Origin of the sequence: Chitinophaga sp. Cy-1792 (assembly GCF_011752935.1) — a bacterium.
Lineage (GTDB): Bacteria > Bacteroidota > Bacteroidia > Chitinophagales > Chitinophagaceae > Chitinophaga.
The window spans coordinates 1,875,341-1,902,222 of record NZ_VWWO01000002.1 but is presented as its reverse complement, the minus strand read 5'-3'; the positions used below and the strand labels follow the sequence as shown (position 1 = coordinate 1,902,222).

Here is a 26,882-nt window from a genome sequence, read left to right as displayed (position 1 = left end):
CCTGCTGTTAGCAATAACTTGTGGGGACTAGATATCTACCCATTTCTAAAAGCCCTGTAAGATGAAAACGAAGTTGTTGGTTTTATTCTGCATTTTCATAACGTTTATGGCACTCTGCACATATAGCTCCCTGTATGAATGGAACAGCGAAATGCAACACCATCTGCTGAAGGCTGTATTATTACTGGGTGCAGGTCTTATCTTTGTAACAGGAGCCGTTATCACCTATTCCCGGATGAACAACCATGTTTAATGGCCGGTCATCCGGATTAGTTTTGTATTAAAATTTTATACGATTATCTTGTAATTTGAACCTGCATTCCTATATCAGCGTTTATATGTACTAAACTGTCATGCAACCTAAGCGAATTAAATATTATCTCCTGGGCCTATTCATACTAGGCATGATACTATTTATTGTGCTGCAGTTTAACTCCGCCAAAAACATTCAGAAACTTATCTCCGGAAACGAACAGCTACTCCAGGAGCTGAACGTAAAAAACGAATTACAGAAGCTTCAGACCAATATGGCCAAAACGGATATAAAAGTCCGTGGTACGGTCATTTCACAGGATACCCTCCATATTACCGGGATTGAGGCAGAAATAGCAGTAATTAAGGCCGACCTCAAAGAGATTAATAAAATTGTCAGAAATGACAGCACAGAGAAACTACTCACCCAGTTAAATTACCTGGTGGATGAGAAAAACAGTTTCAATGTGCAGGTGCTGGATACCTTCTACAGTAAAGGTAAATGGGCCGCTGAGAAGATGATCAACAACCAGAAAGGGAAAAGGCTCAGTGAGGCTATTACCGGCATCCTCCATCAGCTGGATACCACCCGGCAATCGGAAGTAAACCGCACCACCCATCTGATAGATACCAGTGGCCAGAAAGCACAAAGCTGGGGCACCGTACTGGTGTTCTTCGCCTGTTTGAGCAGTCTGCTGGCCTTTCTATATATTACCAGCCGTATCCATAAACAGGAACAGCTGATAGATGAACTGGACCAGGCCCGGCAGAAGGAACGAAAACTTACTGCCGTAAAAGATCAGTTCCTGGCCAATATGAGCCATGAAATCCGGACCCCTATGAACGCTGTTCTGGGCTTCACACACCTGCTAAAAGCACAACCACTTAATAATAAATCCAAAGAATACGTTTCCGCCATCGAAGGCGCCGGACAAAACCTGCTGGAAATCATCAACGACATCCTCGATATCTCTAAAATAGAATCAGGTATGATGCGCATTGAAGGCAGCTCCTTCAGTCTGCATGGCGTATTACACAATATCTACACTTTATTCCGTCCCAAAGCAGAAGAGAAAAATCTGCTGCTGCACGTGACCATCGACGACCAGGTACCTGATATCCTTTATGGTGATGTAACCCGCCTGACGCAGGTATTGGTCAACCTCACCAGCAATGCCATCAAATTTACTGACAGTGGTGAAGTAAGTATTCATGTATCCAAGGTTTGGGCAGATGAGATGGGCGTACGCCTGTTATTTACTATCAGAGATACCGGCATAGGAATAGAACCAGGCAAGCAGCATTCTATCTTCGACCGCTTTAACCAGGGCGAAGCCTCTACTACCCGCAAATACGGTGGTACCGGCCTTGGGCTTACCATCGTAAAGCAACTGGTTGAACTGCAGAATGGATTTATTTCTGTAGAAAGCAAACCTGGAGAAGGCGCCGCCTTTAAAGTAGAACTACCTTATGCCATCGGTGAAGCACTGCCTGAAACCAGTGATAAACTCTCCCCTGATCAGGACCTGGAGTCACGCCATGAAGAAGTACGCCTCCTCGTAGCGGAAGATAACCGCCTTAACCAAAACCTGTTGCGGCACCTCCTCAGCACCTGGCGACTACCTTACAAAATCGTGAACAACGGCCAGGAAGCATTACAGGCACTGGAAAAATCGAACTACGACCTGTTATTATTAGATATACAGATGCCTGTCATGGATGGTTATATGACTGTACAGAAATTACGCGGTGAGCTTCACTCCAACATCCCGGTGATAGCCATGACAGCGCATGCAATGGCCGGAGAACGCGAAAAGTGCCTGCAGATGGGCATGAACGAATATATCGCCAAACCCATCCGTGCAGAAGAACTCTACCGCCTCATCCAGATATTTACCGGAAAATTACAAGGCCCTGACACCAGTGTTACCAGTCCTTTACTGAATGGAGAAAATGGTACACATCTGCTGAATATGCAATACCTGCATGATCTCTCCAAAGGCGATAAAGGCTTCGAAAATACCATGCTGGAACAATTCATATCTCAACTACCAGAAGATCTCAGCAGCCTCAAAAAAGCCATCAACAACGAAGATATTGCCAGCATCAGAAGTACGGCACATAACCTCAAAACTACCGTCAGCTTCATTGGCCTGGAATCACATCTTTACCCTATCCTCGATCCGCTGGAAGAACTTACCCCTGCGGTATATGATCCTGTTATTGTAAGGGAACAGTTCGAATCGCTGAAACAACTCTCCATGCAAGCCATACAGGAAGCTATCTCTATCATGATCTGATAATTGTTAAAGCATTCTTAAAGGGCTAAAATCCTTACTGCTAAAGGAATGTTAACAGTCGACAGCCGCCGCCTGCTCACCGACAACTCCTGCCTGTATATCGACAGACGCCCTTCCACGCAGCCTGCTACAAGTAATTTTGTATTGATAAATATAGGATTATGAGTAACAGCAAACAGATTTTCCAAACCACCTCCCCCCTGCGCTGGCGCACATTTCAGTGGACATCCAGGATACTCCTCCTGGCCGGACTGCTGATGGTGATTATCGTATGGCTGGCTTTACGGAACAATTACATGCCTGGATTGCCAACCCTCCAGGACAACAGCACCTATAACTATAAGAAACTCCAACACCCCGTACAGCCTGTTTCTTTAAATCAGAAAGAAGCTAAGACTTACAAAGGTTTTGAAGATATCATCTCCGACAAAAACCGCAAAGCCGGCATGAACGCAGTGGTAAACGGACAAGCTGTTAAAACCATCCGCGCCGGCTTCTATGTAGACTGGGACCCGCAATCATTCTATTCGCTGCAAACAAACATCGATAAAATGAATACGGTAGTACCTGAATGGTTCTTTATAGACCCAAAAACAGATACGCTTCGTACTGAAATCGACCAGCCTGCACTACAGCTCATGCAGCAACACCACGTAGCCATACTGCCGCTGCTAAATAATATCAATGCAGATAAAGAAAATGGCGACTTCGATCCTAAAATATTACACCAGGTTCTTACCAATCCGCAGAAAAAAGAAAAATTGATTGCAGATATCATCAAAACACTGCACCAGTACCACCTGCAGGGTATCAACATCGACTTTGAAGAATATGCCGAAAAAAGTGATGAACCGCTGATCAGCTTCCAGCACGAGTTGTACGACAAACTCCACAAAGAAGGTTTGCTGGTTACACAGGATGTAACACCTAACAACGAAGACTATAACCTCAGCGAATTAGGAAAATACAACGATTACATTTTCCTGATGGGATATGACCAGCACTTCGGAACCAGTGTAGCCGGTCCCGTTAGTGAGGAAAGATGGATAGAAAAAGTACTGGACGAAGCAGCACATAAAATACCTGCAAACAGGCTGGTACTGTGCATTGCAGCCTATGGCTACGACTGGCCAGCCAATAGCGAAGGTACCACCGTTACTTACCAGGAAGCATTGCAACTGGCCAATCAGTACCACGCAAAAATTAATTTTGACGAAGATACCTACAACTGTCACTTTGATTATACAGATGATGATAATGTGGTACACCATGTTCAATTCATGGATGCTGCCGGTAACTTCAATACACTCCGGTTTTCAGATGAATACGGTGCTGCCGGTACCGCTATCTGGCGCCTGGGCTCTGAAGATGCCCGCCTGTGGAGCTTTTACTACCGCCGCCTCGACAACCAGGCATTGGCAAAACAACCATTCGATTTCAGCAAACTGTCTGGCATACAGGCTGCTGCCGCCAAACCTGACTATATCGGCGATGGTGAAGTACTGAACGTGGTAAGTGATCCTCACGACGGTTACATCAAAATTACACCTGACGAACATCACCTGGTGGCCTCACAGGATTACCAGACACTCCCTACCGGCTACGTTATCCGCAAATCCGGACAGGTGAAAAAACAGGTGATCCTTACCTTCGACGACGGCCCTGATGCTACCTATACACCGCAGGTACTCAACATTCTGCAGGAAGAAAAAGTGCCCGCAGCTTTCTTCGTCATCGGTATAAATGCAGAAAATAATCTGCCTATACTGAAACAACTTTATACCAGCGGTGAAGAAATCGGTAACCACACCTTTACACATCCTAATATCGCTGCCATCAGCGAAGACAGGGCCAATACAGAAATCAATGCTACCAGGCTCCTCATTGAAGCTGCTACCGGACACAGTACCATCCTTTTCCGCGCCCCTTACAATGCAGATGCAGAGCCTACCACACCGGAAGAACTGAAACCGGTAGCACTGAGTAAAAAGAGTAATTATTATACCATCGGTGAAAGTATCGATCCGGAAGACTGGGAACCAGGCGTTAGTGCTGATACCATTTATCAACGTGTGGTGGATCAGTACGAAGCAAATCCTGAGAAAGGAATTATCCTGCTGCATGATGCTGGTGGCGACAGAAGCGCTACCGTAGCGGCTTTACCAAGAATCATCCATTACTTCAAAACACATGGTGTACAGTTCACTACTGTTTCGGCTTTACTGAATAAGAACCGTGCAGAAGTAATGCCACAGGTACATAATCCTGTCATTGCCATGAATGGTACTGTTGCCCTGATATTCTTCCGTATACAACAGTTTTTACAGATCGCATTCTGGGCCGCTATTATTCTTGGTATGGTGAAAATATTGGTGATGCTGATAATGGCTACCATACAGTATTTCAAAGAAAAAAGAAATCCGGTGGCGGTACCTGCTGATGATAAACTGCCAGGCGTATCTATTATCGTACCTGCCTATAATGAATCTGTAAATGCGGTCAATACCGTTAAAAGTCTGCTCCTTCAACAATATCCGTTATTTGAAATCATCTTTGTAGATGATGGTTCGAAAGATGATACCTATACCCTGATGCACGATGCCTATGGCTGTCATCCGCAGGTGCAGGTATTCACCAAACCCAACGGAGGCAAGGCCAGTGCTTTAAACTACGGTATCGGCTATGCGAAATATGATTATGTGATTTGTATAGATGCAGACACACAGTTGTATCCGGATGCAGTTAAACACCTGATGACACGCTTCGACAATGACCAGGTGGGTGCAGTAGCTGGTAATGTGAAAGTAGGTAATGAAAACACCTTACTGGCCAGATGGCAGTCTATCGAGTACATCACCGCACAGAACTTCGACCGCCGGGCGCTGGACCTGGTAAATGGTATTACCGTTGTTCCTGGTGCTATCGGTGCCTTCAGCAAACGTGCGATCGATGAAGCAGGTGGATTCACCACAGACACGCTGGCAGAGGATTGTGACCTGACCATCAGGATCTTAAGGAAAGGTTATGTGATCCGTAACTGCACCGATGCCATCGCCATGACAGAGGCACCTGAAACACTGAAACAGTTCATGAAACAACGTTTTCGCTGGAGCTACGGTATCATGCAGAGCTGCCGCAAAAACCTCGATGCCTGCTTCAATCCCCGTTATAAAGCATTGGGACTGATATCCCTGCCAAATATCGTGATCTTCCAGGTGTTACTGCCTATCCTGGCGCCACTCGCCGATATCATGCTGGTATGGAGCCTTATCTGGAACAGACATGATGCGGCAGGTATGCACAAGATAATTTTCTGCTACGTACTATTTACACTTGTTGACGTGTTAGTGGCCATGGTAGCCTTTTTATTCGAAAAAGCACCATTGAAAAAACTGATCTGGATGGTGCCACAGAAGTTCGTCTACCGTCAACTGATGTACGTAGTTTTATTCCGTTCCATCAAAAAAGCAATCCAGGGAAATGCACAGGGATGGGGCGTTTTGAAAAGAACAGGCCATGTGCAGGTAGTATGACCGTACAATTTCCCGTGTTCAACGACAGTAATAACCTGTTCACCGAAACACTACATAAAAGGAAGCGCAGCGCCTTAATTTAGCTGTACAAACTCTGAACTAATTTACTTAATCTTTTAAAAGACAAACATCATGAAAAAAAGCCTGATCGCCGCTGTAGCAGTAATGACTATCTCTGCTGCTTCTTTCGCACAAGCACCTGCTGCTAAACCAGCTAAAAAAGAAAAAGCTGCTAAAACTGAAGCTCCTGCTGCTAAACCAGCTGCTGATACTACTAAGAAAGCTGCTAAACCAGCTGCTGCTGCTAAGAAAGCTGAGAAAGCTCCTGCAAAGAAAGCTTAATCTAGTTTATACAGCGTTTGAGTTAATTGTCCCGTTCTGGTTTCCAGAACGGGATTTTTTTGCTTTAAATACTATTGTTTTATTCCTCTTCCTGCCTTCGGCAGGAAGAGGAATAAAACATCAAGGGGGGATGCCTATGGCATCCCCCCTTGATGTTTTATCTATGGCATCAGCTGATAAAACAAAAAGCCCTGCATTGCTGCAGGGCTCTTATAACGTACGTGAATTATAATAAATGCTGCGGTTATTTCAGCGCATCCAGTTTCTTTTTCACTTCATCCATTTTAGCAGTCTGGTTTTTGATTGCATAGATTTTCTGCAATGCATACAGGCAGCTTTCGTAAGATTGTTTGTCGCTAGCTTCGATGTTAGCACCTTTAGCAGCGAAAGACTCATCAGCTTTTTCGAAGAAAGGTAAAGACTGGTTCATCAGTGCTTCCATTTTACCTTGCAGTTCTTTTGCTTTAGGACCGGTTTGTTCTTTACTGTTCAGGTCATTCAGTTGTTTGTTGTAAACTACTGCTTTATTGAAGTACAGTGCACCCAGCTGGAAGTTAGCGATAGCATCAGCAGGATTTGCAGCCAGTACTTTTTTGTAGGCAGCTTCTGCTTTACCGATCAGCTCTTCGTAGTTAGCTGGTTTAGCAACTTCGTTACCTTTCTCATCGTGAGGGTTAGCGAGGTTGTCCAGGCGGATAGCGTAATCCAGTTGCAGTTGCTGGTCGTCTGGATTTTCAGCAATTTTCTTTTCGAGCATGCTCAGGAGTTCTGTAGTTTTACCGGTTTTGGTATAGTACATCATTTCCATATCGTTGAAACGCTTGTCTTTAGGGAAAACAGTTTTACCCTGTTCGATGGCTTTCAGCCAGTTAGCGTTATCACCTTTTTCTTCATATAACTGACCCAGGATAACATACAGTGCAGGTTCACCTTTGAACTGTAAGTCAGCAGCTTTCTGCAGATAGGTCAGTGCCTGGTCTTTCTGGCCAGCCTGGTTAGCGGCATAACCGGTGTAGAATACAAGGCTGGTATCTGTAGGGATGGTGCTACCCAGGTTTTTGCCGTTGAAGTAGGTTACTACTTCTTCTGCTTTAGAGAAGTTAGTTACTGCCGGTTCCCATTTCTGTTCGTTCAGGGCAGCATAACCAGCGTTTGCAACAACAGCATAGATGTTGTACATAGACTGGTTCATTACCAGCACCGCTTCTTTCATTTTAGGATCGATCTCGAGCGCTTTTTTGTAAGAATCAAACGCTTGCAGGGCTAAAGAAGCATCTTTTGCTTTTGTACCCATTGCTTCCAGGATCTGACCATTTACCAGCCATGTTTTGGCGTCGTTTTTAGTCTTGTCGTTCTGTAATGCTGCGTCAATATCTGCTTTTGCTTTCTCCAGATCCGGCTTTTTCAGGTTTTCCTCCGCGCTGCTCACTTTCGCCCGTTGTGCCATTACACTGAATGTTGCGGAGCAGAGGAGAAAAGAAACCAGTAATTTTTTCATGTCTTATTGTTTTAAGTTGCTGATTACTTTGTAAGAGTATGGTGCTTTTAAATAGTATACAATCTTATTGGCAGCTACCACTAAAGCGGACACTGTAATTTTCTGAAAACCGCATTTCACTCCTTTTCAGGAACGAAATGCGGCCTTTAAATGAATATTATTGAACGGTTTATTCTGCTGCTGGCGCTTCAGATGCGGAAGACTCGCTGGCATTATCTTCAGTGGTATTTTCTCCACCTTCTTCTCCATTGATCTCTTCAGTTGCAATTTCGTCCTCTTCTTCCTGTTCGTCAAGACGTGCTACTGCTGCAATTTCGTCGTTATCGTCCAGGCGGATCAGGCGCACACCCTGTGTGGCACGTCCGGCTTCACGGATGTCTGCAACCGCCATACGAATGGTGATACCGGATTTACAGGTGATCATCAGGTCGTGTTGTTCAGTTACATCCAGAATGGCAATCAGGTTACCGGTTTTTTCAGTAATATTTATGGTTTTTACACCTTTACCACCTCTGTTGGTGATACGGTACTCCTCAATGTTGGTACGTTTTCCGTAGCCTTTTTCAGATACTACGAGTACAGTTCTTGATTCGTCGTTCTTGTCTACACAAATCATACCAACCACTTCATCTTTCTCATTATCTACCTCAATACCACGTACACCAATAGCACCACGGCCGGTGTCGCGTACGGTAGCCTCAGGGAAACGAATCGCACGACCGCTCTGGATCGCCATCATGATCTGACTGTCGCCATTGGTAAGTTTTGCTTCCAGCAGCTGGTCACCTTCATTGATAGTGATAGCGTTCACACCATTCTGACGCGGACGGGAGAATTCTTCCAGCAGCGTTTTCTTGATGATACCGTTTTTAGTACAGAGTACAATATAATTGTTATTGATGAAATCTTTATCTCCCAGATCTTTAATATCTATGATTGCACGGATCTTATCATCAGAAGGCAGCTGGATCATATTCTGGATCGCACGGCCCTTACCGTTTTTCTCGCCTTCCGGAATTTCGTAGACCTTCAGCCAGTAGCAACGGCCTTTCTCTGTAAAGAAGAGCATGGTATGGTGCGTAGATGCCACGAACAGGTGTTCGATGTAATCTTCGTCCCTGGTTCTGCCACCGATCGCTCCGCGGCCACCACGCTTCTGCTGACGGTAGTCATAGGCAGAAGTACGTTTGATATAACCCAGGTGAGAAATGGTAATTACCACATCTTCTTCTGCAATGATATCCTCGATTCTCATCTCAGATGCCAGGTACTGGATCTCTGTTTTACGCTCATCACCAAATTTCTTCTTCACTTCTTCCAGCTCTTCCTTGATGATTCTCATACGTAAACCTTCGTCATTCAGTACCTCGTTGAGGTAAGCGATGAGTTTCATGATTTCGTCGTATTCAGCACGGATCTTATCACGCTCCATACCTGTCAGTCTTTGCAGACGTAATTCCAGGATTGCTTTGGCCTGAATTTCAGATAAACCGAATTCGCTCATCAGTCCATCTTTCGCAATTTCAGGGGTGGCTGCTGCACGGATCAGTGCAATAACCGCATCCAGGTGGTCCAGTGCAATCAGGTAACCTTGTAAGATGTGCGCCTTCTCTTCTGCCTTACGCAGATCGAATTTCGTTCTTCTTACAACTACCTCATGGCGGAACTCAATAAACTCGTGCAGGATTTCTTTCAGGTTCAGAATACGCGGACGACCTTTTACCAGCGCCACGTTGTTGATACCGTATGAGGTCTGCAGTTCAGAATATTTATATAACTGGTTGATGATAACGTTAGGAATAGCCTCACGTTTCAGATCAATTACCAGGCGCATACCTTCACGGTCACTCTCGTCACGTACATCGGAAATACCTTCGATGATCTTATCATTTACCAGCTGCGCAATTTTCTGGTGCAGCACTGCCTTGTTGATCTGGTAAGGCAGTTCATATATTACCAGTCTTTCACGACCGGCTTTAGATGTTTCAGTAGTGATTTTACCACGTACCACCACGCGGCCACGACCGGTTTCAAAACCTTGTTTTACACCGTCGAAACCGTAGATGATACCGCCGGTTGGGAAATCAGGCGCTTTCACATGCTTGATCAGCTCCTCAATCGTGATGTCCCTGTTGTCGATCATGGCGATCAGACCGTCGATTACTTCAGACAGGTTGTGAGGCATGATGTTGGTAGCCATACCCACCGCGATACCGGAAGCTCCGTTGATCAGGAGATTCGGAATTCGTGTAGGCAGTACCGTAGGCTCTTCCAAAGTATCATCGAAGTTGAGGGTGAAATCCACCGTTTCCTTTTCGATGTCCTCCAGCATTGCCTCGGCCAGTTTCTGCAAACGAACCTCCGTGTAACGCATGGCCGCCGGCATGTCACCATCCACCGAACCAAAGTTACCCTGACCATCTACCAGCATATAACGCAAACTCCAGGGCTGCGCCATACGTACAATGGTGTCATAAATAGAGCTGTCTCCATGCGGGTGATACTTACCCATTACATCCCCTACAATACGTGCAGACTTCTTGTATGGTTTATTACTGTGGTTCCCGGCCTCATTCATACCGAATAGAACGCGGCGGTGAACAGGTTTTAAACCATCTCTTACATCGGGCAACGCACGGCCTACAATTACTGACATCGAGTAATCTATGTAGGCAGTTTTCATTTGTTCTTCGATATTAATCTGAACAATTTTCCCTTCCTGCTGATTTTCCGTATGCTCTGTCATTTAGTATTGATTTACAGATTTTTCTGCTGAAAAATAATAGAGGCAAATATAACATTTTCAGCCCGAATAACGGCCTGAAAAAAGTAAAATGTGAATAAAATTGGCCATAGGGATAAAAGCTGATATTTAAAGTTCGTTATATAGTTTAAAAGCTACATACCGGGCAAGGATTAATCCCCCCTGAAACGTTATAATCCGAATTTATGTAATTTTACTTTATCTCTTATATGTCCCAATTACATGATATGTAAAAAATGACAAAATACCAGCTGTTTATCCCAACATCGATTGATAATCAATAGATTTTTTTACAGGATAATATATTTTTTATATAGGTAAATCCGAATTTCCCCGGGAATTCGAACATATATATCAAATTCTATGTTATTCCACTGATTCTTAATCACTTTTTCCCAAAGAAAAGCGTACCATGAGAAATATTTTGTTGTTTGGCGCAGGAAAATCTGCAACAAGCCTTATCGACTACCTTATCACCAATGCGCCCAGACAAAAATGGCACGTGACGGTAGCTGACCAGGACTTATTACAGATCAAGTCCAAGACTGGCAAATCTTATTATGCAACCCCCGTGGAATTGAACATTCATGACCAGGCTGCACGTCAGCAGCTTATCCAGGAAACAGATCTCGTCATTTCCCTTTTACCCCCGCCCCTGCATATTCTCGTAGCCAAAGACTGTCTGCAGTTTCATAAAAACCTCCTCACAGCCTCCTACGTAGACCCCGAAGTCCGTAAACTCGAAAAAGACATCGAAAAAGCAGGCCTCCTCTTTATGTATGAAATGGGACTCGACCCCGGCATCGATCATATGTCGGCCATGAAACTCATTCACTCCATTGAAAAGAAAGGCGGACAAATCTTCTCCTTTAAATCCTACTGTGGCGGACTCATTTCACCAGACAGTATCGATAACCCATGGCAATATAAAATCTCCTGGAATGCCCGAAACATCGTTCTGTCAGGCAGTTCAGGCGCAACCTATAAAGAAAAAGGAAAAATAAAAGAACTCTCTTACGAACAACTTTTTGATCATAATAAAACCATCCAGGTACCCGGTATAGGTAAACTTGCCTATTACCCTAACAGGGACTCCCTCTCCTACATGGAAATCTATAAACTCCAGGAAATAGCCACCTTCATGAGAGCGACCCTGCGTTTCCCGGATTTCTGCGAAGGATGGAATGCACTCATTAAATTAGGTCTGACAGATGATGCTAAAAAAGTTCAGACGGATCATATGACCTATTATAACTGGGCCACCCAAAATCTGGACGGCGATAATGCTGCAGAGGCACATGATGAATATGTTGCCCAACACCTGGGGGTGAGCAGCAAATCCAAAGTAATACGTCAGCTGAAATACCTCGGCCTGCTCAATGGTGATCAGATCAACCTGGGAGAAAAAACCAATGCAGGCGTGCTCGAATCAGTAGTACAGGAGAAGCTGCGCATGGAACCTACCGACAAGGATATGATCGTGATGATGCACGAAATTGAATTTGAAAGACGTAGCATGGCCACCAGAATGCATGCCTACATGATCGTACAGGGGGAAGATAATCTCAGAACCGCGATGGCTAAAACGGTAGGGCTGCCGCTGGGTATCATGGCCAAGCTGATACTGTCTGATAAGGTGAGCCTTAAAGGGTTACATATCCCCGTGATGCCGGAAATCTATAATCCTGTATTAAAAGAACTGGAAGAATTCGATATACGTTTTGAAGAAACGTTTGAATAGAAGCTATTGTATCCTATAGAAAACGCTCATGGGGCTAAAGGTTGTTGTGATGCCCTCCCTTGTCCGGGAGGGCTTTTTATTTTATGCCGATGATTAACACAGATGTATATACGTAGAAAGATAATTATGATTGAATTTCTTTCAGCAACAGATCTGTTAACGTTGCAACACCAGTGGTAGCAGCACTTTCAATCTTTTTCAGATTAACATAGTAATGATCTACTGCAGGAATTTTCTTGTCGATGATAAACTTCTGCACGGCTGGTTTTACATAGTTCAGCAAGCCGGCGGCAGGATATACGTTGAGTGAAGTTCCTACTACAACAAAGTAATCAGCCCAGAGTACTTCGCGCTGCGCCTGTTCTATCATCGGCACCGCTTCTCCGAACCATACGATATGCGGGCGCATTTGTCCGCCGTCAGGGCCGAGGTCTCCCACTTTGATATCACCTTTGATATCCATAATGGTTTGTTCATCAAAGTCCTTAACGCTGCGCATTTTGAAGATCTCACCATGCAAGTGTATCACCTTGGTGGAACCAGCCCGCTCGTGGAGGTCGTCGATGTTCTGGGTGATGATCCTGACATCGAAATGTTCTTCCAGTTTTGCGAGACCGATATGCGCTTCATTGGGTTGGGCAGCGAGTACATCTTTTCGGCGCTGGTTGTAGAATTCGAGTACCAGTGCAGGGTCTTTGCGCCATCCGTCAGGGGATGCCACCTGATAAACATCATGGCCTTCCCACAATCCGTCGCTATCACGGAAGGTACGCAGGCCGCTTTCGGCGCTGATGCCAGCGCCAGTCAACACTACCAGTCTTTTTTTCATTGATATTCAATTTTTGGGATTAAGCTAAAGTTGGTTTCCCTTGCCTTACTTCATATCACCCATTTCCATGATCACCTCAAATTCTTCAGGCGTAACATTACAAACAGAGAGGCGGCCCTGGCGGATCAGCGACAGGTTGGCCAGTGCTTTCTCAGCCTTCATGGCAGCCAGGGTTACGGGCTTTTTGAATGGCTTCAGGGGCTTCAGGTCTACCACTACCCAGTTAGGATCAGGTGTGGTTGGGTCCTGGTAAAATTCTTTCGCTACAGTGGCAAGGCCTACAATTTCCAATCCTTCATTGCTGTGATAGAAGAGAACTTTGTCTCCCTTCTTCATGCCTTTCAGGTTATTACGTGCCTGATAATTACGCACACCGTCCCAGAAGGTAACTTTATCTTTTACAAACTGGTCCCAGGAATATTTAAAAGGCTCAGACTTCACCAGCCAGTAGTTCATTTCAGTAAATTTTTAGGTAGATGATCTGCCGGTTACCAGCCACTGGCCAGTACATCGGCAATATGCATGATTTTTATGTTGGTCCCATGTTTCCGGATATAGCCGTCGAGGTGCATCAGGCAGGACAGGTCGGTGGAGATGAGATAGTCTGCACCACTGGCTACAGCGTTATTCACTTTCTGTTCGCCCATTCCCATGGAAATAGGTTCGAATTTTACAGAAAACGTACCGCCAAAGCCACAGCACACTTCACAATCATTCATCTCTTTTAACTCCAGTCCTTTCACTTTTTCCAGCAGCTTCCGCGGCCCTTCCTTAATACCACATTCTCTCAGTGCGCCGCAGGCATCATGGTAGGTACCAATGCCATTGAGGGTAGCACCCAGATCTGTTACGTGTAAAACATCTACCAGAAATTCAGTAAACTCATAGAGGTTTTTCTTCAGGAGTTTTACTTCATTATGTGCAGCAGAGTTATCAAACAGTTTTGCGTAGTAGTTCCTTACAAATCCGGTACAGGAGCCACTGGGGGCTACTATATAGTCGAAGGTATGGAAGTCCTTCAGAAATTTGGTGGCAACGGTCCTGCATTCATCGTGATAACCTGCGTTGAAGGCCGGCTGGCCGCAGCAGGTTTGCTCGGTGTTATACATGACATTACATCCCAGTTTCTCCAAAACTTTCACCATGTTGAAAGCGGTTTCCGGGAACATTTGGTCTACAAAGCATGGTATGAATAACTGTACGTTCATCTTATTATTTTAGCTCTTTGCCAGATTCCTTCTCAGTGCTATCATTTTCAGTGCAGTGATAGCAGCTTCTTCTCCTTTATGACCGTGAGCACCACCGAGGCGATCGAGTGCCTGTTGCTCATTGTCTACCGTCAGAATACCAAATATAACGGGAACGGGTAACTGAAGGTTCAGTTGCAGGATTCCTTCCGTAACGGCTTTACAAACGTAGTCAAAGTGCGGTGTTTCTCCACGGATCACGCAACCGAAAGCAATAATAGCGCCAGGTTCCTTACCAGTACCTTGTGTAGCTTCCCAATATTGTTTGCAGGCATATGGCAGCTCGAATGCGCCAGGTACTACAATTTTATTGGTTTTGGAAACATTGTACTGTGTCAGTGATTTTTCGCAACCCGCTACGAGTTCGTTGATAATATGGTCGTTCCATTCGGTATAGACCATAACAACACTGGCATCCTCCAGGTTGAGAATGCCAGCATCATTTAATAAGCTTTTGTTATTGTCCGACATATTCTGTTGCTTTCATGCTGTAGGGGATAGCTTTTAGCGCCAAAATATAAACAGGATCTATATAGGGGCAGCTAAAAGCCAGCCACATTAGCGATTAATTAGTTTCTTACATCACCGAGGCGAGCCAGGTATTTATCCATATCCTTGCCTTCGTTGCTCAGTGGGTATTTTTCTTTAATTTCTTTGTAGATGGCAATAGCATCCTGTGCTTTACCAGCTTTTTCCAATGCCATACCAGCACGGAACAGATATACAGGAGCGATCATTTCGTTGTCGTTGTAATGACCAGCTTTTTTATAGTATTCGATACCATCATTTACCTGGTTCAGTTCCATGTAAGCGTCACCGATCAGGCCGTAGGCAGATGGTTGCAGCATGAGGTCGCTGGAAGAGAAATCTTTCAGCTGCTCGATACCTTTCTGGAATTCACCGAGGCGGATGTAGCAAACGCCTGCGCTGTATTTAGCGATGTTACCTGCCTGTGTACCACCGTATTTGTTGATTACCTGCAGAAAACCAAAGTTGTTACCATCACCATTCAGTGCCAGTTTGAAGGAGTCTACCGCGAAGTAGTTCTGCGCCTGGAAAACCATTTCCTGGGCTTTTTTCTCGTTAGGGGCTTTTACAAAACGGTTATAGGCGAAAAAGCCACCAACTACTACCACAACAGCGAGGAGGGCGATATTGATGATATTCTTGTTTTTTGAATAGAAGTCTTCTGCTTTGTGCATGCTGGCTTCCAGATCAAACTCATTCTTTGTTTTTGGCTGAGTGGTATTATTTGTAGTTTCTGACATTTGATGTGTAATTGTAGTTGCTTGGTTTATGAATAGCTGCAAGTGCCTAACAGTCCCTCCGGGGAAATTCTCCGAAGGGACTGTTAATGCTAAAATGCTTTATTAGTCAACGATGAACGGATAATCCTGCTGAACGTAAACATCTTTCAGCAGCTCGTCATCAGATGGCCATGGAGACTCTTCAGCGAACTGAACACAATCTTCTACTTCTTTCTTAACTTTTTCGTTGATTGCTTCGATTTCAGCTTCGGTAGCCCATTTATTTTTCTGAATTACTTTCAGTACACCATTGATAGGATCCTGTTCTTTATACTCTTCTACCTCTTCTTTGGTACGGTATTTAGCAGGATCACTCATGGAGTGACCACGGTAACGGTAAGTTTTGATTTCCAGCAAGGTAGGACCTTCACCGGCGCGAGCGCGTTTTACAGCTCTTTCAAAACCTTCGTGTACAGCTTCGCAGCTCATACCATCAACAGTATCGGAAGGCATATCATAAGCGTTGGAGAGCTTGTAGATATCCAGTACGTTGGAAGTACGTTCTACGGAAGTACCCATCGCATACATGTTGTTTTCACAAACAAATATTACCGGCAGTTTCCACAGCATGGCCATGTTAAAGGTTTCATGCAGGATACCCTGACGGGCAGCGCCATCTCCGAAGAAACATACCGCTACGTTGTCTGTACCTTTGTACTGCTCAGCAAAAGCCAGACCTGCGCCTGTACCGATCTGAGCACCCACGATACCGTGACCGCCGTAAAAGTTATGCTCCACTGAGAAAAAGTGCATACTTCCTCCCTTACCTTTGGAACAACCTGTCGCTTTACCATACAATTCCGCCATGCAAGCATTGGCTGAAATACCTTTAGCTATCGCCAACGCGTGATCACGGTACGAAGTAATGAATTTGTCCTCTGGTTTTGTAGCAGTCATTGCACCAGCAGCAATTGCTTCCTGTCCTATGTACAAATGGCAAAAACCACGGATCTTCTGCATACCATACAATTGGCCCGCCTTTTCTTCAAAACGGCGCAGCAAAAGCATCAATTCATACCAGTACAGATACGTCTCTTTGGTGAATTTCGTCTTCACGTCTGTTTTAGTTTGCACTCTTTCTAAATTTGTTCGCAAATATAACAGGAAAATTGTAAAATATAAATATGAATTCCATTTGTGATTAAATTATGCAAATTCATCAAATTCAGTGAGTTTTGCATACGGATGGGTAAAATCCCCCCAAGAGTACTGCGGGACACGGTTTTTTATCAGTTATAAATCATCCTATTTTTGCATATTATTTATTACGAATAATTTTTTTCTTTGCTGCATATAAAAAAAATATCGCTCGTTCAGTTCAAAAACTACGCTTTCCGCGATTTCCTCTTCCAGGAAAGGATCATTGGCATTACCGGGCGTAACGGCTCCGGCAAAACAAACCTGCTGGATGCCATCTACTACCTCTGCTTTACCAGGAGCTATTTCAGCTCCCAGGAAAGCCAGAATACCCAGTACCAGACCAGCGGCTTCCGGCTCGAAGGTGCCATGGAAAAGAACGGCAGCGACGAAAAGATTGTCTGCACCCTTAAGGAAGGCAAAAAAGAGTTCTCCCTCAACAACGACCGCTACGAGAAATTCTCCCGCCATATCGGCCAGTTTCCGGCCGTCATGATCGCCCCTGACGACGCAGAAATCATCACCGGCGGCTCCGAAGAACGCCGCAAATGGATGGATACCCTCCTGTCGCAGCTATACCCGGACTATCTCGAACACCTCATCATCTACCAGAAAATACTGTTACAACGTAATACCCTCCTGAAAAATATGGAATCCGCCGGCTCCCAGGCCGATCAGCTACTGGACGTATTCGACCTGCAGCTGGTACAACACGGCACCCCCGTTTACCAGGCCCGCCGCAATTTCCTGACCTCCTTCATTCCACAGGTGCAACGGCTGTACGATTACATTTCCGGTACCCACGAAATAGTGAATATCCGCTACCAGTGCACCCTACAGGAAGAAGACTTTGCAAAACAGCTCAGCAGCGCCCGGTTTAAGGACATGCAGCTCCAGCGCACCAGCTGCGGCATCCACCGCGACGACCTGGTTTTTCTGCTCAACGACTACCCCATGAAAAGCAGCGCCTCCCAGGGCCAGCGGAAAAGTTTCCTCTTTGCCCTCAAACTGGCGCAGTATGAGGTACTCAGACAACTGAAAACCTTCCCCCCACTACTGCTCCTCGATGACGTATTTGAAAAGCTGGACCAGGATAGAGTACAGCGCCTCATCGCGCTGGTTGCAGGAAAAGAATACGGACAGGTTTTTATTACAGATACACATGCGGAAAGGTTAAAGGATGCCTTCGAAGCGGCAGGAAGCAGCATTCAGCTGATAAACATTTAAGCAATCTTAGCGATTTTTAATACCTTCGCGTTTATGCGTCACGGAACTACCAGTATTGGAGATGCCCTCAGGGAATTTTTGAACAAGAGCAGGATGAAACCCCGCCTGACAGAAGTACGTATCCAGGAAAACTGGGAGGATATTATGGGGAAAACAATAGCAAGGTATACATCCGGTATACAGCTGATCGATGGAAAACTCATCATCACCACCACCGTGGCCCCACTCAAACAGGAACTCAGCTACTCTAAAGATAAAATCATCAAACTGGTAAATGAAAAACTGGGAGAAAACGTGGTAAAGGAAGTAATTATCAGATAGGCAGTGATCACTGCATGGGTTAATTTTTTCTCTACTTCAGGTTATTTCTACTACACAACAAAATTGCTGCCGGCAGGCAATATCGTTGTTGTAAATCATCGAATGGTTACTACCTTGGAATCCTTACTGGCAAAGTGTTTCACCAGGTCATTCACATCATCCATTTTCAAACTTGTTTTCAGACTGATAACAGCGAGGTCTTTTTCGTCCTGTACCAGCATCACCAGTTTACCCAGTTCATCATCCTTTCCTTTGTTCAGCACATAAATCTGGCTGCTCTTTTCACGCACTTCCATCAGCATCTCAAAATTCTCTCTTGATTCCAGGGATCTTTTCAACCTTGCAACATCATTGGCGGAAACGCTGGCGCTGTCCATGTTTTCGAAGGCATATACCGTCAGGTGACTGATATGCTTAAGCAGCTTTCTGAAGGTCTGTACATCCGGGTCGTTCTTTTCCGCCATCTTTGTGATCAGGCCTGCAAACCGCAGTCCCAGTGAGCTGATATTTACGTTGGTAACATCTGCCTTGCCTTTGAAGTTATCCGTAAACTCCCGGATACTCTTGTCCTGTGCAGCTGCGGCCGTAGCCATGAGCATCATTGCACAACCAAATAGCAGTGATTTCATCTTAGTAATTTTTAGGGGTGAATTATTTTTTGCGAACGTTCTTTAATTTATCCATGCCCTGGATATCAACATTGGCGGCAATCTGCGAGATCTCGTTCAGGTCGATGTCGCCCACAAGGCTCATTGCCAGGAACTGATCAGGACCGCCAACAAGCATAACCAGCTCATTGATATTACCTTTGGCATTTTCCTTTACCATAAACTTCAGATCATTGCTTTTGTCGCGGATGGTCATCAGTTCTTCGTAATCACTACCCAGGAAGGCGGCAGCTTCTCTAAAGAGGCGTACCCCGTCTTTGGTGGTTTCTTTGGAAAGGATACGTAAGCCTTTCAGTTTCTGTACCACTTTCATGAATGTTTTGGCATCAGGATCTCCGCTGTCGAATTTTCCGAACATGCTGAACATCTTCGGCGTAATGCTGATAACGGTAAAGCTCCTGTCGTTCTCATACTTCTGGAAGAAGCGTTCTACGGGGCTTCCCTGCTGCGCGTAAAGCTGCAGACTTAGAAAAACCGCCGTGAGCAACAAAAGGAATCGTTTCATCTTTGAAATGTTTAAGTTAAAATGGTTGGTTATTGTGTCAGTTGTTAGCGGATAATCTTACGGCTGCCGTGTTGAAATAAGACAGTTGCTGCATTTTCTCGGTTCCTTTATTAAGGTTGCGGGAAAGTAATGCCAGGGCTTTTTTCGTTTCCTGATAAGCCTTTCTTTGTTCTTCTTCCATCGCCAGCTGCTGATTAGCCTGTTGTTTTGTATGCTGATGTTCTTTCAGGGCATAACCGATTCCTACTGCCATCAGTAATACGGCGGCATATTTCATCCAGTTATAGCCCGGGCGCATGCGTACTATCTTTGCAGGCACTGGTGTAATGGTTTCCGTGAATGGAAGCGGGTCCCACTCCGGTTCTGCCGGGATGGCCTCTCCTCCGCCGAAGTACTGGAACAGCGGTGCTGCTTCTTCCAGGTCTTCCGGCATATCGGGATGCGGTTCGGCGTAAAATGCTTTCAGCATCGCCTCCTCTTCCAGAGAACTTTCTCCATTCCAATATTTTTCCAGCAGGGCACTGATTGCTTTATAATCCATATACCTGTTGATTTTGTAGTTTTTCCCGTACAGATTTTCTTGCACGGTGCAAATTCACTTTTACATCGTTGACATCTATATCCAGTGTGTCAGCGATTTCCTGGTAAGACAAGCCTTCCATATCCCTAAGCTGCATGATGGTGCGATATTTCTCCGGCAGGGAGTTGATCGCTGTATGAACTTTATTCATCACTTCATTACGTTCTGTGGCAGCATGCGGACTGGTCTGATGCTGGGCAGGCATTTCACTGGCTTTATCCAGTGTATCGGCTACCCGGTATTTCCTGGATTTGATTTTATCCAGTGCCAGGTTACGCGTAACACGCATACACCAGGCTTCCAGGTTCTGCAGCTCCATCATCTTACCTTGCATGGCCCATACTTTCATCAGTGCATCCTGAGTGATATCCTTGGCGTCTTCCTCATTACCCAGCAGACGGTAAGCAAAGCGGTAAAGCTTTGTTCTTACGGGTACTACCTGGGAAAGGAATATTTCTAATGACATGTGGAATAGCACTGTTTAAAAAGAAGACGACTGGTTAATTCAGATGTTACAAAGATTTTTAAATTTTTTTTAGGGAGATAGTTAATCCAGCTTGATACGCGGATCTATGGCGGCATAGAGGAGGTCGGCCAGTATATTTACCAGCACAAAAATGCCGGCGGTGACAAGAATTGCACCCATTACAACAGGAAAATCATATTTATCCAGGGCATCAACGGTAATTTTACCGATCCCTTTCCATCCAAATATAAATTCTACAAAGAAAGCCCCTGCCAGCAATTCGGCAAACCAACCGGTAATAGCCGTCATCACAGGGTTCAGGGCATTCCTGAGGGCATGACGCCATCTTACCTGCTTATTATTCAGTCCCTTCGCATAGGCCGTCCGGATGTAGTCCTGGTGGAGTACGTCCAGCATGGCACTGCGGGTAAGCTGCACGATGATGGCCAGTGGCCTGATCCCCAGCGTTAAAGCCGGCAATACCAGGTTACGCAGGTTCAGCACCCGACCCCGGAAGGGATCTATATCATATAAGCTGCCCGTCATATGCAGGCCGGTATAATCACTTAACAGAAAGCCGAAAATATAAGCCAGTACAATACCTGCAAAAAATGAAGGCGCCGAAATTCCCAGTACACTGGAAAATACCGCCCCGGTATCCCACCAGGTATTATGCTTCACCGCCGACAGCATCCCCAGGGAGATCCCCACGATAGTTGCAAAGATCATGGCGGCCGTTGCCAGCAACAGGGTCCCTGGCAATGCTTCCCACAGCATCTCTCCTACTGGCTTCTTTCCCTGGTAGGAACGGCGCAGGTAGGGAACTTTCAGTAAAAGTACCTTACCCTGGGAGAAATGTAATAGCGGAAGATAGCGGAAATTGGCAACCGCCTCTGCTTCATTATAGACAGAGAGCGGAGAAAGATCGTTGAGGTACAGCAGATATTGAACGCTTACCGGCTGGTCTAGGTGAAGCTCTTTACGTACATTTTCCAGGGAAGCCACATCAGCCCTTTGCCCCATGGTCAGTCTGGCAGGATCCCCCGGTAATACATTAAACAGAAAAAAGACCAGTGTTACCACTCCCAGTAGCACCAGCAGCCCATACCCCAGTTTTCTTAGCAGGAAGCGCAGCATACAGATTTGGTTTATAAAATGAGGGCTGACCAGAAAGTGGGTCCAGTAACAAACAGTACCCCGACTTTTTAGTCAGCCCCGGAAAGGCTATTAAGCCCTATTAAAAATAATGTATTATGGAATATCGTGGTAGCTCCATTTACCAATGATGGTGCCTTTTTCCAGCAACATCAGGGTAGGATTACTACGACCGGCAGTTTTGATCGCAACTCCATCCATCTGGAAGAACTGGAAGCTAAGGCCATGCTGTTGTTTGAAGGCCTCAATCTGTTCTTTGGTAGAGGCGCTTACGCCGAATACCTCAATCTCTCCTTTCTGCTGACGTGCCTGCAGGGCCTTCAGTTTATCGTCCCAGCCACTGCCTGCCTTATCTGTATTCAGTACCAGGAAGAGGTATACCGGTTTGGGTTCTTCCAGAACAGACTGTGTCTGGTTACTACCATCGGCATCTGTAAGAATAAAATCTTTGATCGCCGGCTCAGCATTACCCTTCTTCACCAGTTTATCAATTCTGTCTACAAATACCCAGGTAGAATCATTCCATGGATAATCCTTGTCTGTAAATTCTTTTTTCACGCCATCTTTTTCGTAGATGAAGGTCATCTGGTATACATCCGGCGTAGCCCCTGGCGGCAGTTTCATCTTTTCAGGGATATTGTTGCCTACTTTAAAGGGCAGGCAATCGAAAAACGGCAGGTGACGCAGCGTATACCATTGCAGTCCGAAAGAAAATACAGTCGCCAGTAATACGATGATACCCGTTCCTTTAAACAAGGGCTTGATATCATTACGTTTCACAACGATCAGCAGGATCATTACAAAGAGGGCGATATCTTTCCAGAAGGTCTGTGTTGCCGTCAGTTTGATACAGTCACCGAAGCAGCCACACTCACGAATGGTGCCGCTAAACAGGGCATATCCTGTCAGGAAGGTAAAAAATGCGATCAGCAATAATAGCAGGATGGAGAAGATACGCATCCGGTACCCTACCAATACTGCGACTCCGGCTACAATTTCAAAAACGTTCATCACAACGGAGAACACCAGCGAATATGGAGACAGAAAAGTCAGGTGCAATACTTCAAAAAATTCATCCATCTTATAACTCAGGCCCAGCGGATCATTGGCTTTAATTAATCCTGAGAAGATGAACAGCACCCCTACGAGGATGCGAAACAGGTTTAGGATAATCTTCATGATTTAATGGTTTAGGTTAGCTTGCTTGACTTTCGTCTATTTTGATCAGTGCGAATATTGCATAGTTGATGATATCCGTATAATTGGCATCGATACCTTCTGATATCAGCGTTTTTCCCTGGTTACGCAGGATTTGTTTGATGCGGAGTAATTTGGTAAGGATGAGATCTACAAAAGACTCCTGGCTCATGTCTCTCCAGGCTTCTCCGTAGTCGTGGTTTTTAGCCAGCATAGTTTCTTCCACTTCCTTTTCGTATTTTGTATAGAGTTGCTCTACTTCATCTACCGGTAAATCCGTATAGGGGTTACCGTTGGGCTGGAGCTGAATCATGCCGATGATGCCATAGTTCACGATAGCCTTGAATTCACCTTCGATGGAATCTGCTACTTTCTGTACGCCGGTTTCCTGGATCGTACGTATTCTTTGTGCCTTAATAAAGATCTGGTCAACAACAGAGATCGTACGGAGTACTCTCCAGGAGGTGCCGTAGTCCTTCGTTTTTTTGATAAAAATATCCTTGCAACCGGCAAATGCTTTGTGGTATTGTGCTAATGTATCCATAATTCAGAGGCTAAAATCATAAATTGCAGGCAGGAAGCAGGGAATAATCCTGTTCACCTTGCTTACATTACGTAAATTGCAGGGGCAAAATAAAGAATTTCAGATAAACAGGCGGCACAATTACCATGAAAACTAACCATATCAGTACATACACACCACTTTCCATCAATTGCAGGGGCAGGTTGCTATCCCTTGCAAAGCCTGTGGTGATGGGGATCATCAACGTTACAGATGATTCATTTTATGAAGGAAACCGCATGCGGGAGCTGCATCATCTTGTTGAAAAAGCAGGCCGTCACCTGGAAGAAGGCGCCGCCATTCTGGACATCGGCGCGCAAAGTACCCGTCCGGGGGCTACAATGATCGGTGCAGAGGAAGAACTTAACAGGTTACTGCCTGCCATTCATGCCATCCTGAACAAATATCCGGAAGCAATTATCTCTGTGGATACCTGGTACGCCAGCGTTGCAGAAAAAACCGTACACGCGGGGGCTGGCATAATTAACGATATCAGTGCCGGCGACCTCGATGACCAGATGATACCTACCGTAGGCAAACTGCAGGTGCCTTATATTGCCATGCATATGCAGGGTAAGCCAGCCACCATGCAGCATAGTCCCCAATATGAAGATGTAGTAAGGGATGTGCTGGATTACCTGATTCAGAAGCTGGCCATCTGCCGGGCTGCCGGTATCAGGGATTTCATTGCCGACCCGGGCTTTGGTTTTGGTAAAACACTGGAACACAACTATGCCCTGATGGCTCATCTTCACCTCTTTGCCGATATTCTGCAAACACCAGTACTAACGGGCATCTCCCGTAAATCAATGATTTACAAACTACTGGATACTACGCCTGTAGATGCATTAAACGGCACTACCATTTTAAATACGGTTGCATTACAACAAGGTACACATATACTCAGGGTACACGACGTTAAGCCCGCTATAGAAGCGGTGCGGATTTTAGACAAACTGAATGGAAACTAAATCTTGCTATTTTTACAATTATGAGGGAAGTAATACAATTTTATGGATATGAGTTTCGCTGGCTGGAAATAATAGACCTGGTTATCGTAATTTTTCTGATCATACAACTATACCGGTTGCTGAAAGGCAGTCTGGCCTTTAATATCTTCGTTGGCCTGCTCATGGTTTATGCGGCGTATTTCCTGGTAAGGGCACTGCGCATGCCTATTCTGACCAACATCTTACAAAACTTTATCAATGTAGGCATCATTGCCATCATCATCATTTTTCAACCGGAGATCAGGAAGTTCCTGCTGGTACTGGGCAAGAAAACACCGCTGAGTAAGGATAGTTTCCTGACCAAGTTATTTCTGCCGGATAAGTTTAAGAGTTACAAAGACGAAGAGAATATTATTAATGAGATCATCATCGCGGTTAGCCGTATGATGAGTACCAATACCGGGGCGCTGATTGTGGTAGCTACTACCTACCGTCTGAAATTTGACACTGCATCCAGTATCCCTATCGACGCCAATGTGAGCTCCAAGCTGATAGAATCTATTTTTAACAAGCATAGTCCTTTACATGACGGGGCGCTGATCATTGTCAGCAATAAAATGCTGGCTGCAAAGGTAATATTACCGGTATCTGAAAATCCCGATCTTCCCACCAGGGTCGGTTTACGACACCGTTCGGCAGTAGGTATTACAGAACACAGTGATAACCTGGCGATTATCGTTTCTGAAGAAAGGGGTACCGTTTCCTACGCACAGGATGGCAACCTTACCCAGGATGTATCCCTGGAAGACCTGAAGGTGAAACTCTATGAAGTGCTGATTGATGTATATGCGTAAGGATGGCATGGTTTAGATAATAACCTGTAACTTTGTAAAAATGACTGGCAGCATGGACCACGGAATCATATTATTTGACGGGGTGTGCAATTTCTGCAATTCGGCGGTGAATTATGTGATCCGTCATGACCGCAGAGGTTATTTTCATTTTGCCCCGCTTCAATCGGCGACGGCAAAGGATTTAGCAGCAAAATACGGGTTCAGTACGGATGATATGAATACCTTTATACTGATTGAACACGGTAAAGTGTATACGAAAAGCACGGCTGCTTTACAGGTAGCTGCAAAACTTAACTTTCCGGTCCGGTTGCTATATATATTTATTGTGGTACCTTCGTTTATACGTGACCGTATATATGATGTGGTGGCAAGAAACCGGTACAGGTGGGCAGGAAAAAACCCGGTATGTATGGTACCCACGGCGGCTGTGAAGGGTCGTTTTATGAATTAGGACTGTATTAGACTTTATATCAAAAGAAAAGTCCCGGTGTATACCGGGACTTTTCTCATTTATGGTAAGAAAGATTATTTTTTCTTAGCCGGAGCTGGTGCTGGTGCAGCGAGTGCAGGAGCAGCCGGAGCTGGTGCACCTGGTTTAATATCAACCAGTTGAACATCAAACACCAGTACTGAGTTACCAGGGATTGCAGGAGGTGAACCTTGCAGGCCGTAAGCCAGTGTAGAAGGAATAACTAAAGTAGCTTTAGAACCTTTTTTCAGCTGAGACAGACCAGCATCCCAACCTTTGATCACGAAACCGCGACCGATAGGGAATTTGATTGGTTCCAGCGGCATACCTGGGCGCAGGGTAGAATCCTGGCTGGAGTCGAACACTTTACCGGAAGTCAGTTTACCAGTGTAATGAACGTAAACGGTATCGCCTGGGTTAGGAGTAGCACCTGTACCTTCTTCTTTAACAGCTACATAAACGCCTTCTGCGTTTTTGGTAGCGTTGATTTTGTTTTTCTCCAGGTATTCTTTGATGATTTTGTCATCTTTTTCTTTCTGTGCTGCAGCAGAGAATTTGCTGTCTACCTGGAAAGTAATTTTCAGTTTGTCGCCTTTTTTACCAAAAGGAGGACGTTGCATAGGAGGTAAAGAGTCCCAAGGAATAATAAAGGTAGCACTATCACCTTCGTGGAGCAGGGCGATGCCTTCCATGAGGTCAAATTTGTCCATTGGCTTGGCAACCAGTACTGGAATTGGCGCACCCACTATCTGACGGGAAGAACCCAGCAAAGAGTCGTTGATTTTCTGGGTCACGTTAACCAGTGCAGTATCACCGATTTTCAGCTGAGCACCATTACCGGCTTTGTGCACGATATACTCAATACCGCTTGGTGTTTTTTTCACACCTGTGCCGCAGCTGGCAGCGAACAGGCCCAGTGCCGCGACTAATAAATAATTGTTTCTTTTCATTTGACTGTATTAGTAGGTTGAAGTACTA

The 26,882-nt window shown here is 45.2% G+C and carries 26 protein-coding genes; 10 read left to right on the top strand and 16 right to left on the bottom strand.

The window, feature by feature from the left end:
- The first annotated feature begins 106 nt into the window (after nucleotides 1-106).
- The 4 genes from F3J22_RS21930 (at nucleotide 107) to F3J22_RS21915 (ending at nucleotide 6,427) form a co-directional block, all read left to right on the top strand.
- Nucleotides 107-253 (top strand): hypothetical protein, encoded by a 147-nt coding sequence (locus F3J22_RS21930; RefSeq protein ID WP_167020073.1) that lies wholly within the window; start codon nucleotides 107-109, stop codon nucleotides 251-253.
- A 151-nt stretch (nucleotides 254-404) separates the two neighbouring features.
- Nucleotides 405-2,552: an ATP-binding protein gene (locus F3J22_RS21925; RefSeq protein ID WP_167020072.1), complete on the top strand. Its 2,148-nt coding sequence runs from the start codon at nucleotides 405-407 to the stop codon at nucleotides 2,550-2,552.
- A 161-nt stretch (nucleotides 2,553-2,713) separates the two neighbouring features.
- Complete coding sequence (locus F3J22_RS21920; protein WP_167020071.1) at nucleotides 2,714-6,085, top strand: glycosyltransferase; 3,372 nt, start codon at nucleotides 2,714-2,716, stop codon at nucleotides 6,083-6,085.
- A 132-nt stretch (nucleotides 6,086-6,217) separates the two neighbouring features.
- Complete coding sequence (locus tag F3J22_RS21915) at nucleotides 6,218-6,427, top strand: hypothetical protein (RefSeq protein WP_167018492.1); 210 nt, start codon at nucleotides 6,218-6,220, stop codon at nucleotides 6,425-6,427.
- 244 nt (nucleotides 6,428-6,671) lie between these two features.
- Here F3J22_RS21915 and F3J22_RS21910 read toward each other — a convergent pair whose 3' ends face one another.
- On the bottom strand, nucleotides 6,672-7,925 hold the full coding sequence (locus tag F3J22_RS21910) for a lipopolysaccharide assembly protein LapB (RefSeq protein WP_167020070.1): 1,254 nt from the start codon (nucleotides 7,923-7,925) through the stop codon (nucleotides 6,672-6,674).
- Nucleotides 7,926-8,094: 169 nt separating this feature from the next.
- Nucleotides 8,095-10,671 carry a DNA gyrase subunit A gene (gene gyrA / locus F3J22_RS21905; protein WP_167020069.1) on the bottom strand — a complete coding sequence of 859 codons (2,577 nt, stop codon included), beginning with the start codon at nucleotides 10,669-10,671 and terminating at the stop codon, nucleotides 8,095-8,097.
- A gap of 430 nt (nucleotides 10,672-11,101) precedes the next feature.
- Between gyrA and F3J22_RS21900 the strand changes: the two genes are divergently transcribed.
- On the top strand, nucleotides 11,102-12,430 hold the full coding sequence (locus F3J22_RS21900) for a saccharopine dehydrogenase C-terminal domain-containing protein (protein WP_167020068.1): 1,329 nt from the start codon (nucleotides 11,102-11,104) through the stop codon (nucleotides 12,428-12,430).
- A 124-nt stretch (nucleotides 12,431-12,554) separates the two neighbouring features.
- Here F3J22_RS21900 and F3J22_RS21895 read toward each other — a convergent pair whose 3' ends face one another.
- The 6 genes from F3J22_RS21895 to pdhA form a co-directional block, all read right to left on the bottom strand.
- Nucleotides 12,555-13,259, bottom strand: coding sequence for an NAD-dependent deacylase (locus F3J22_RS21895; RefSeq protein WP_167020067.1), 705 nt, complete (start codon nucleotides 13,257-13,259; stop codon nucleotides 12,555-12,557).
- Between the two features lie 45 nt (nucleotides 13,260-13,304).
- Nucleotides 13,305-13,715, bottom strand: a complete 411-nt coding sequence (locus F3J22_RS21890; protein WP_167020066.1) for an EVE domain-containing protein — start codon at nucleotides 13,713-13,715, stop codon at nucleotides 13,305-13,307.
- A 32-nt stretch (nucleotides 13,716-13,747) separates the two neighbouring features.
- Complete coding sequence (locus F3J22_RS21885) at nucleotides 13,748-14,467, bottom strand: (Fe-S)-binding protein (protein WP_167020065.1); 720 nt, start codon at nucleotides 14,465-14,467, stop codon at nucleotides 13,748-13,750.
- 9 nt (nucleotides 14,468-14,476) lie between these two features.
- Nucleotides 14,477-14,977 (bottom strand): 6,7-dimethyl-8-ribityllumazine synthase, encoded by a 501-nt coding sequence (gene ribH, locus F3J22_RS21880; protein ID WP_167020064.1) that lies wholly within the window; start codon nucleotides 14,975-14,977, stop codon nucleotides 14,477-14,479.
- A gap of 98 nt (nucleotides 14,978-15,075) precedes the next feature.
- Nucleotides 15,076-15,774 (bottom strand): tol-pal system YbgF family protein, encoded by a 699-nt coding sequence (locus F3J22_RS21875; RefSeq protein WP_167020063.1) that lies wholly within the window; start codon nucleotides 15,772-15,774, stop codon nucleotides 15,076-15,078.
- Between the two features lie 102 nt (nucleotides 15,775-15,876).
- Entirely contained in the window at nucleotides 15,877-16,869 is a 993-nt protein-coding gene (gene pdhA, locus F3J22_RS21870; protein ID WP_167020062.1) for a pyruvate dehydrogenase (acetyl-transferring) E1 component subunit alpha, read from the bottom strand.
- A 228-nt stretch (nucleotides 16,870-17,097) separates the two neighbouring features.
- Between pdhA and F3J22_RS21865 the strand changes: the two genes are divergently transcribed.
- Both F3J22_RS21865 and F3J22_RS21860 read left to right on the top strand, forming a co-directional pair.
- Nucleotides 17,098-18,177, top strand: a complete 1,080-nt coding sequence (locus F3J22_RS21865) for a DNA replication/repair protein RecF (RefSeq protein WP_167020061.1) — start codon at nucleotides 17,098-17,100, stop codon at nucleotides 18,175-18,177.
- Between the two features lie 33 nt (nucleotides 18,178-18,210).
- Entirely contained in the window at nucleotides 18,211-18,498 is a 288-nt protein-coding gene (locus tag F3J22_RS21860; RefSeq protein WP_167020060.1) for a DUF721 domain-containing protein, read from the top strand.
- A 95-nt stretch (nucleotides 18,499-18,593) separates the two neighbouring features.
- On the opposite strand, the gene F3J22_RS21855 is transcribed toward F3J22_RS21860, so the two are convergent.
- The 7 genes from F3J22_RS21855 to F3J22_RS21825 all read right to left on the bottom strand — a co-directional run bounded on the left by F3J22_RS21855 (nucleotide 18,594) and on the right by F3J22_RS21825 (nucleotide 23,613).
- A complete protein-coding gene (locus tag F3J22_RS21855) occupies nucleotides 18,594-19,127 on the bottom strand; it encodes a DUF4252 domain-containing protein (RefSeq protein ID WP_167020059.1) in 534 nt (177 codons plus the stop codon).
- 22 nt (nucleotides 19,128-19,149) lie between these two features.
- A complete protein-coding gene (locus tag F3J22_RS21850) occupies nucleotides 19,150-19,671 on the bottom strand; it encodes a DUF4252 domain-containing protein (protein WP_167020058.1) in 522 nt (173 codons plus the stop codon).
- A 37-nt stretch (nucleotides 19,672-19,708) separates the two neighbouring features.
- A complete protein-coding gene (locus F3J22_RS21845; protein ID WP_167020057.1) occupies nucleotides 19,709-20,212 on the bottom strand; it encodes a hypothetical protein in 504 nt (167 codons plus the stop codon).
- Nucleotides 20,202-20,717, bottom strand: coding sequence for an RNA polymerase sigma factor (locus F3J22_RS21840; protein ID WP_167020056.1), 516 nt, complete (start codon nucleotides 20,715-20,717; stop codon nucleotides 20,202-20,204). The genes F3J22_RS21845 and F3J22_RS21840 overlap by 11 nt, the downstream gene beginning before the upstream one ends.
- Before the next feature lie 81 nt (nucleotides 20,718-20,798).
- Nucleotides 20,799-21,854: an ABC transporter permease gene (locus tag F3J22_RS21835; protein WP_167020055.1), complete on the bottom strand. Its 1,056-nt coding sequence runs from the start codon at nucleotides 21,852-21,854 to the stop codon at nucleotides 20,799-20,801.
- Nucleotides 21,855-21,968: 114 nt separating this feature from the next.
- Complete coding sequence (locus F3J22_RS21830; protein ID WP_167020054.1) at nucleotides 21,969-23,051, bottom strand: BT_3928 family protein; 1,083 nt, start codon at nucleotides 23,049-23,051, stop codon at nucleotides 21,969-21,971.
- Between the two features lie 16 nt (nucleotides 23,052-23,067).
- On the bottom strand, nucleotides 23,068-23,613 hold the full coding sequence (locus tag F3J22_RS21825) for a DUF1599 domain-containing protein (RefSeq protein WP_167020053.1): 546 nt from the start codon (nucleotides 23,611-23,613) through the stop codon (nucleotides 23,068-23,070).
- 125 nt (nucleotides 23,614-23,738) lie between these two features.
- Here F3J22_RS21825 and folP point away from each other — a divergent pair, with 125 nt between their 5' ends.
- From folP to F3J22_RS21810, 3 genes are read left to right on the top strand one after another with little or no spacing between them, the layout of a single operon-like run.
- Nucleotides 23,739-24,602, top strand: a complete 864-nt coding sequence (folP, locus tag F3J22_RS21820; RefSeq protein ID WP_167020052.1) for a dihydropteroate synthase — start codon at nucleotides 23,739-23,741, stop codon at nucleotides 24,600-24,602.
- 20 nt (nucleotides 24,603-24,622) lie between these two features.
- Nucleotides 24,623-25,435: a diadenylate cyclase gene (locus F3J22_RS21815; protein ID WP_167020051.1), complete on the top strand. Its 813-nt coding sequence runs from the start codon at nucleotides 24,623-24,625 to the stop codon at nucleotides 25,433-25,435.
- A gap of 52 nt (nucleotides 25,436-25,487) precedes the next feature.
- Complete coding sequence (locus F3J22_RS21810; RefSeq protein WP_205195509.1) at nucleotides 25,488-25,886, top strand: thiol-disulfide oxidoreductase DCC family protein; 399 nt, start codon at nucleotides 25,488-25,490, stop codon at nucleotides 25,884-25,886.
- A gap of 74 nt (nucleotides 25,887-25,960) precedes the next feature.
- On the opposite strand, the gene F3J22_RS21805 is transcribed toward F3J22_RS21810, so the two are convergent.
- Nucleotides 25,961-26,854 (bottom strand): FKBP-type peptidyl-prolyl cis-trans isomerase, encoded by an 894-nt coding sequence (locus F3J22_RS21805; RefSeq protein WP_167020049.1) that lies wholly within the window; start codon nucleotides 26,852-26,854, stop codon nucleotides 25,961-25,963.
- Nucleotides 26,855-26,882 lie beyond the last annotated feature (28 nt).

What these genes read in the sequence shown, in the direction of transcription:
- gyrA (WP_167020069.1), bottom strand. Translation starts at nt 10,671, where the DNA reads ATGACAGAGCATACGGAAAATCAGCAGGAAGGGAAAATTGTTCAGATT.
- F3J22_RS21915 (WP_167018492.1), top strand. Translation starts at nt 6,218, where the DNA reads ATGAAAAAAAGCCTGATCGCCGCTGTAGCAGTAATGACTATCTCTGCT.
- F3J22_RS21810 (WP_205195509.1), top strand. Translation starts at nt 25,488, where the DNA reads ATGGACCACGGAATCATATTATTTGACGGGGTGTGCAATTTCTGCAAT.
- F3J22_RS21895 (WP_167020067.1), bottom strand. Translation starts at nt 13,259, where the DNA reads ATGAAAAAAAGACTGGTAGTGTTGACTGGCGCTGGCATCAGCGCCGAA.
- F3J22_RS21930 (WP_167020073.1), top strand. Translation starts at nt 107, where the DNA reads ATGGCACTCTGCACATATAGCTCCCTGTATGAATGGAACAGCGAAATG.
- F3J22_RS21855 (WP_167020059.1), bottom strand. Translation starts at nt 19,127, where the DNA reads ATGAAATCACTGCTATTTGGTTGTGCAATGATGCTCATGGCTACGGCC.
- F3J22_RS21805 (WP_167020049.1), bottom strand. Translation starts at nt 26,854, where the DNA reads ATGAAAAGAAACAATTATTTATTAGTCGCGGCACTGGGCCTGTTCGCT.
- folP (WP_167020052.1), top strand. Translation starts at nt 23,739, where the DNA reads ATGAAAACTAACCATATCAGTACATACACACCACTTTCCATCAATTGC.
- F3J22_RS21815 (WP_167020051.1), top strand. Translation starts at nt 24,623, where the DNA reads ATGAGGGAAGTAATACAATTTTATGGATATGAGTTTCGCTGGCTGGAA.
- F3J22_RS21835 (WP_167020055.1), bottom strand. Translation starts at nt 21,854, where the DNA reads ATGCTGCGCTTCCTGCTAAGAAAACTGGGGTATGGGCTGCTGGTGCTA.
- F3J22_RS21845 (WP_167020057.1), bottom strand. Translation starts at nt 20,212, where the DNA reads ATGGATTATAAAGCAATCAGTGCCCTGCTGGAAAAATATTGGAATGGA.
- F3J22_RS21860 (WP_167020060.1), top strand. Translation starts at nt 18,211, where the DNA reads ATGCGTCACGGAACTACCAGTATTGGAGATGCCCTCAGGGAATTTTTG.
- F3J22_RS21850 (WP_167020058.1), bottom strand. Translation starts at nt 19,671, where the DNA reads ATGAAACGATTCCTTTTGTTGCTCACGGCGGTTTTTCTAAGTCTGCAG.
- ribH (WP_167020064.1), bottom strand. Translation starts at nt 14,977, where the DNA reads ATGTCGGACAATAACAAAAGCTTATTAAATGATGCTGGCATTCTCAAC.
- F3J22_RS21925 (WP_167020072.1), top strand. Translation starts at nt 405, where the DNA reads ATGATACTATTTATTGTGCTGCAGTTTAACTCCGCCAAAAACATTCAG.
- F3J22_RS21875 (WP_167020063.1), bottom strand. Translation starts at nt 15,774, where the DNA reads ATGTCAGAAACTACAAATAATACCACTCAGCCAAAAACAAAGAATGAG.
- F3J22_RS21910 (WP_167020070.1), bottom strand. Translation starts at nt 7,925, where the DNA reads ATGAAAAAATTACTGGTTTCTTTTCTCCTCTGCTCCGCAACATTCAGT.
- F3J22_RS21885 (WP_167020065.1), bottom strand. Translation starts at nt 14,467, where the DNA reads ATGAACGTACAGTTATTCATACCATGCTTTGTAGACCAAATGTTCCCG.
- F3J22_RS21825 (WP_167020053.1), bottom strand. Translation starts at nt 23,613, where the DNA reads ATGGATACATTAGCACAATACCACAAAGCATTTGCCGGTTGCAAGGAT.
- F3J22_RS21920 (WP_167020071.1), top strand. Translation starts at nt 2,714, where the DNA reads ATGAGTAACAGCAAACAGATTTTCCAAACCACCTCCCCCCTGCGCTGG.
- F3J22_RS21900 (WP_167020068.1), top strand. Translation starts at nt 11,102, where the DNA reads ATGAGAAATATTTTGTTGTTTGGCGCAGGAAAATCTGCAACAAGCCTT.
- F3J22_RS21890 (WP_167020066.1), bottom strand. Translation starts at nt 13,715, where the DNA reads ATGAACTACTGGCTGGTGAAGTCTGAGCCTTTTAAATATTCCTGGGAC.
- F3J22_RS21830 (WP_167020054.1), bottom strand. Translation starts at nt 23,051, where the DNA reads ATGAAGATTATCCTAAACCTGTTTCGCATCCTCGTAGGGGTGCTGTTC.
- F3J22_RS21840 (WP_167020056.1), bottom strand. Translation starts at nt 20,717, where the DNA reads ATGTCATTAGAAATATTCCTTTCCCAGGTAGTACCCGTAAGAACAAAG.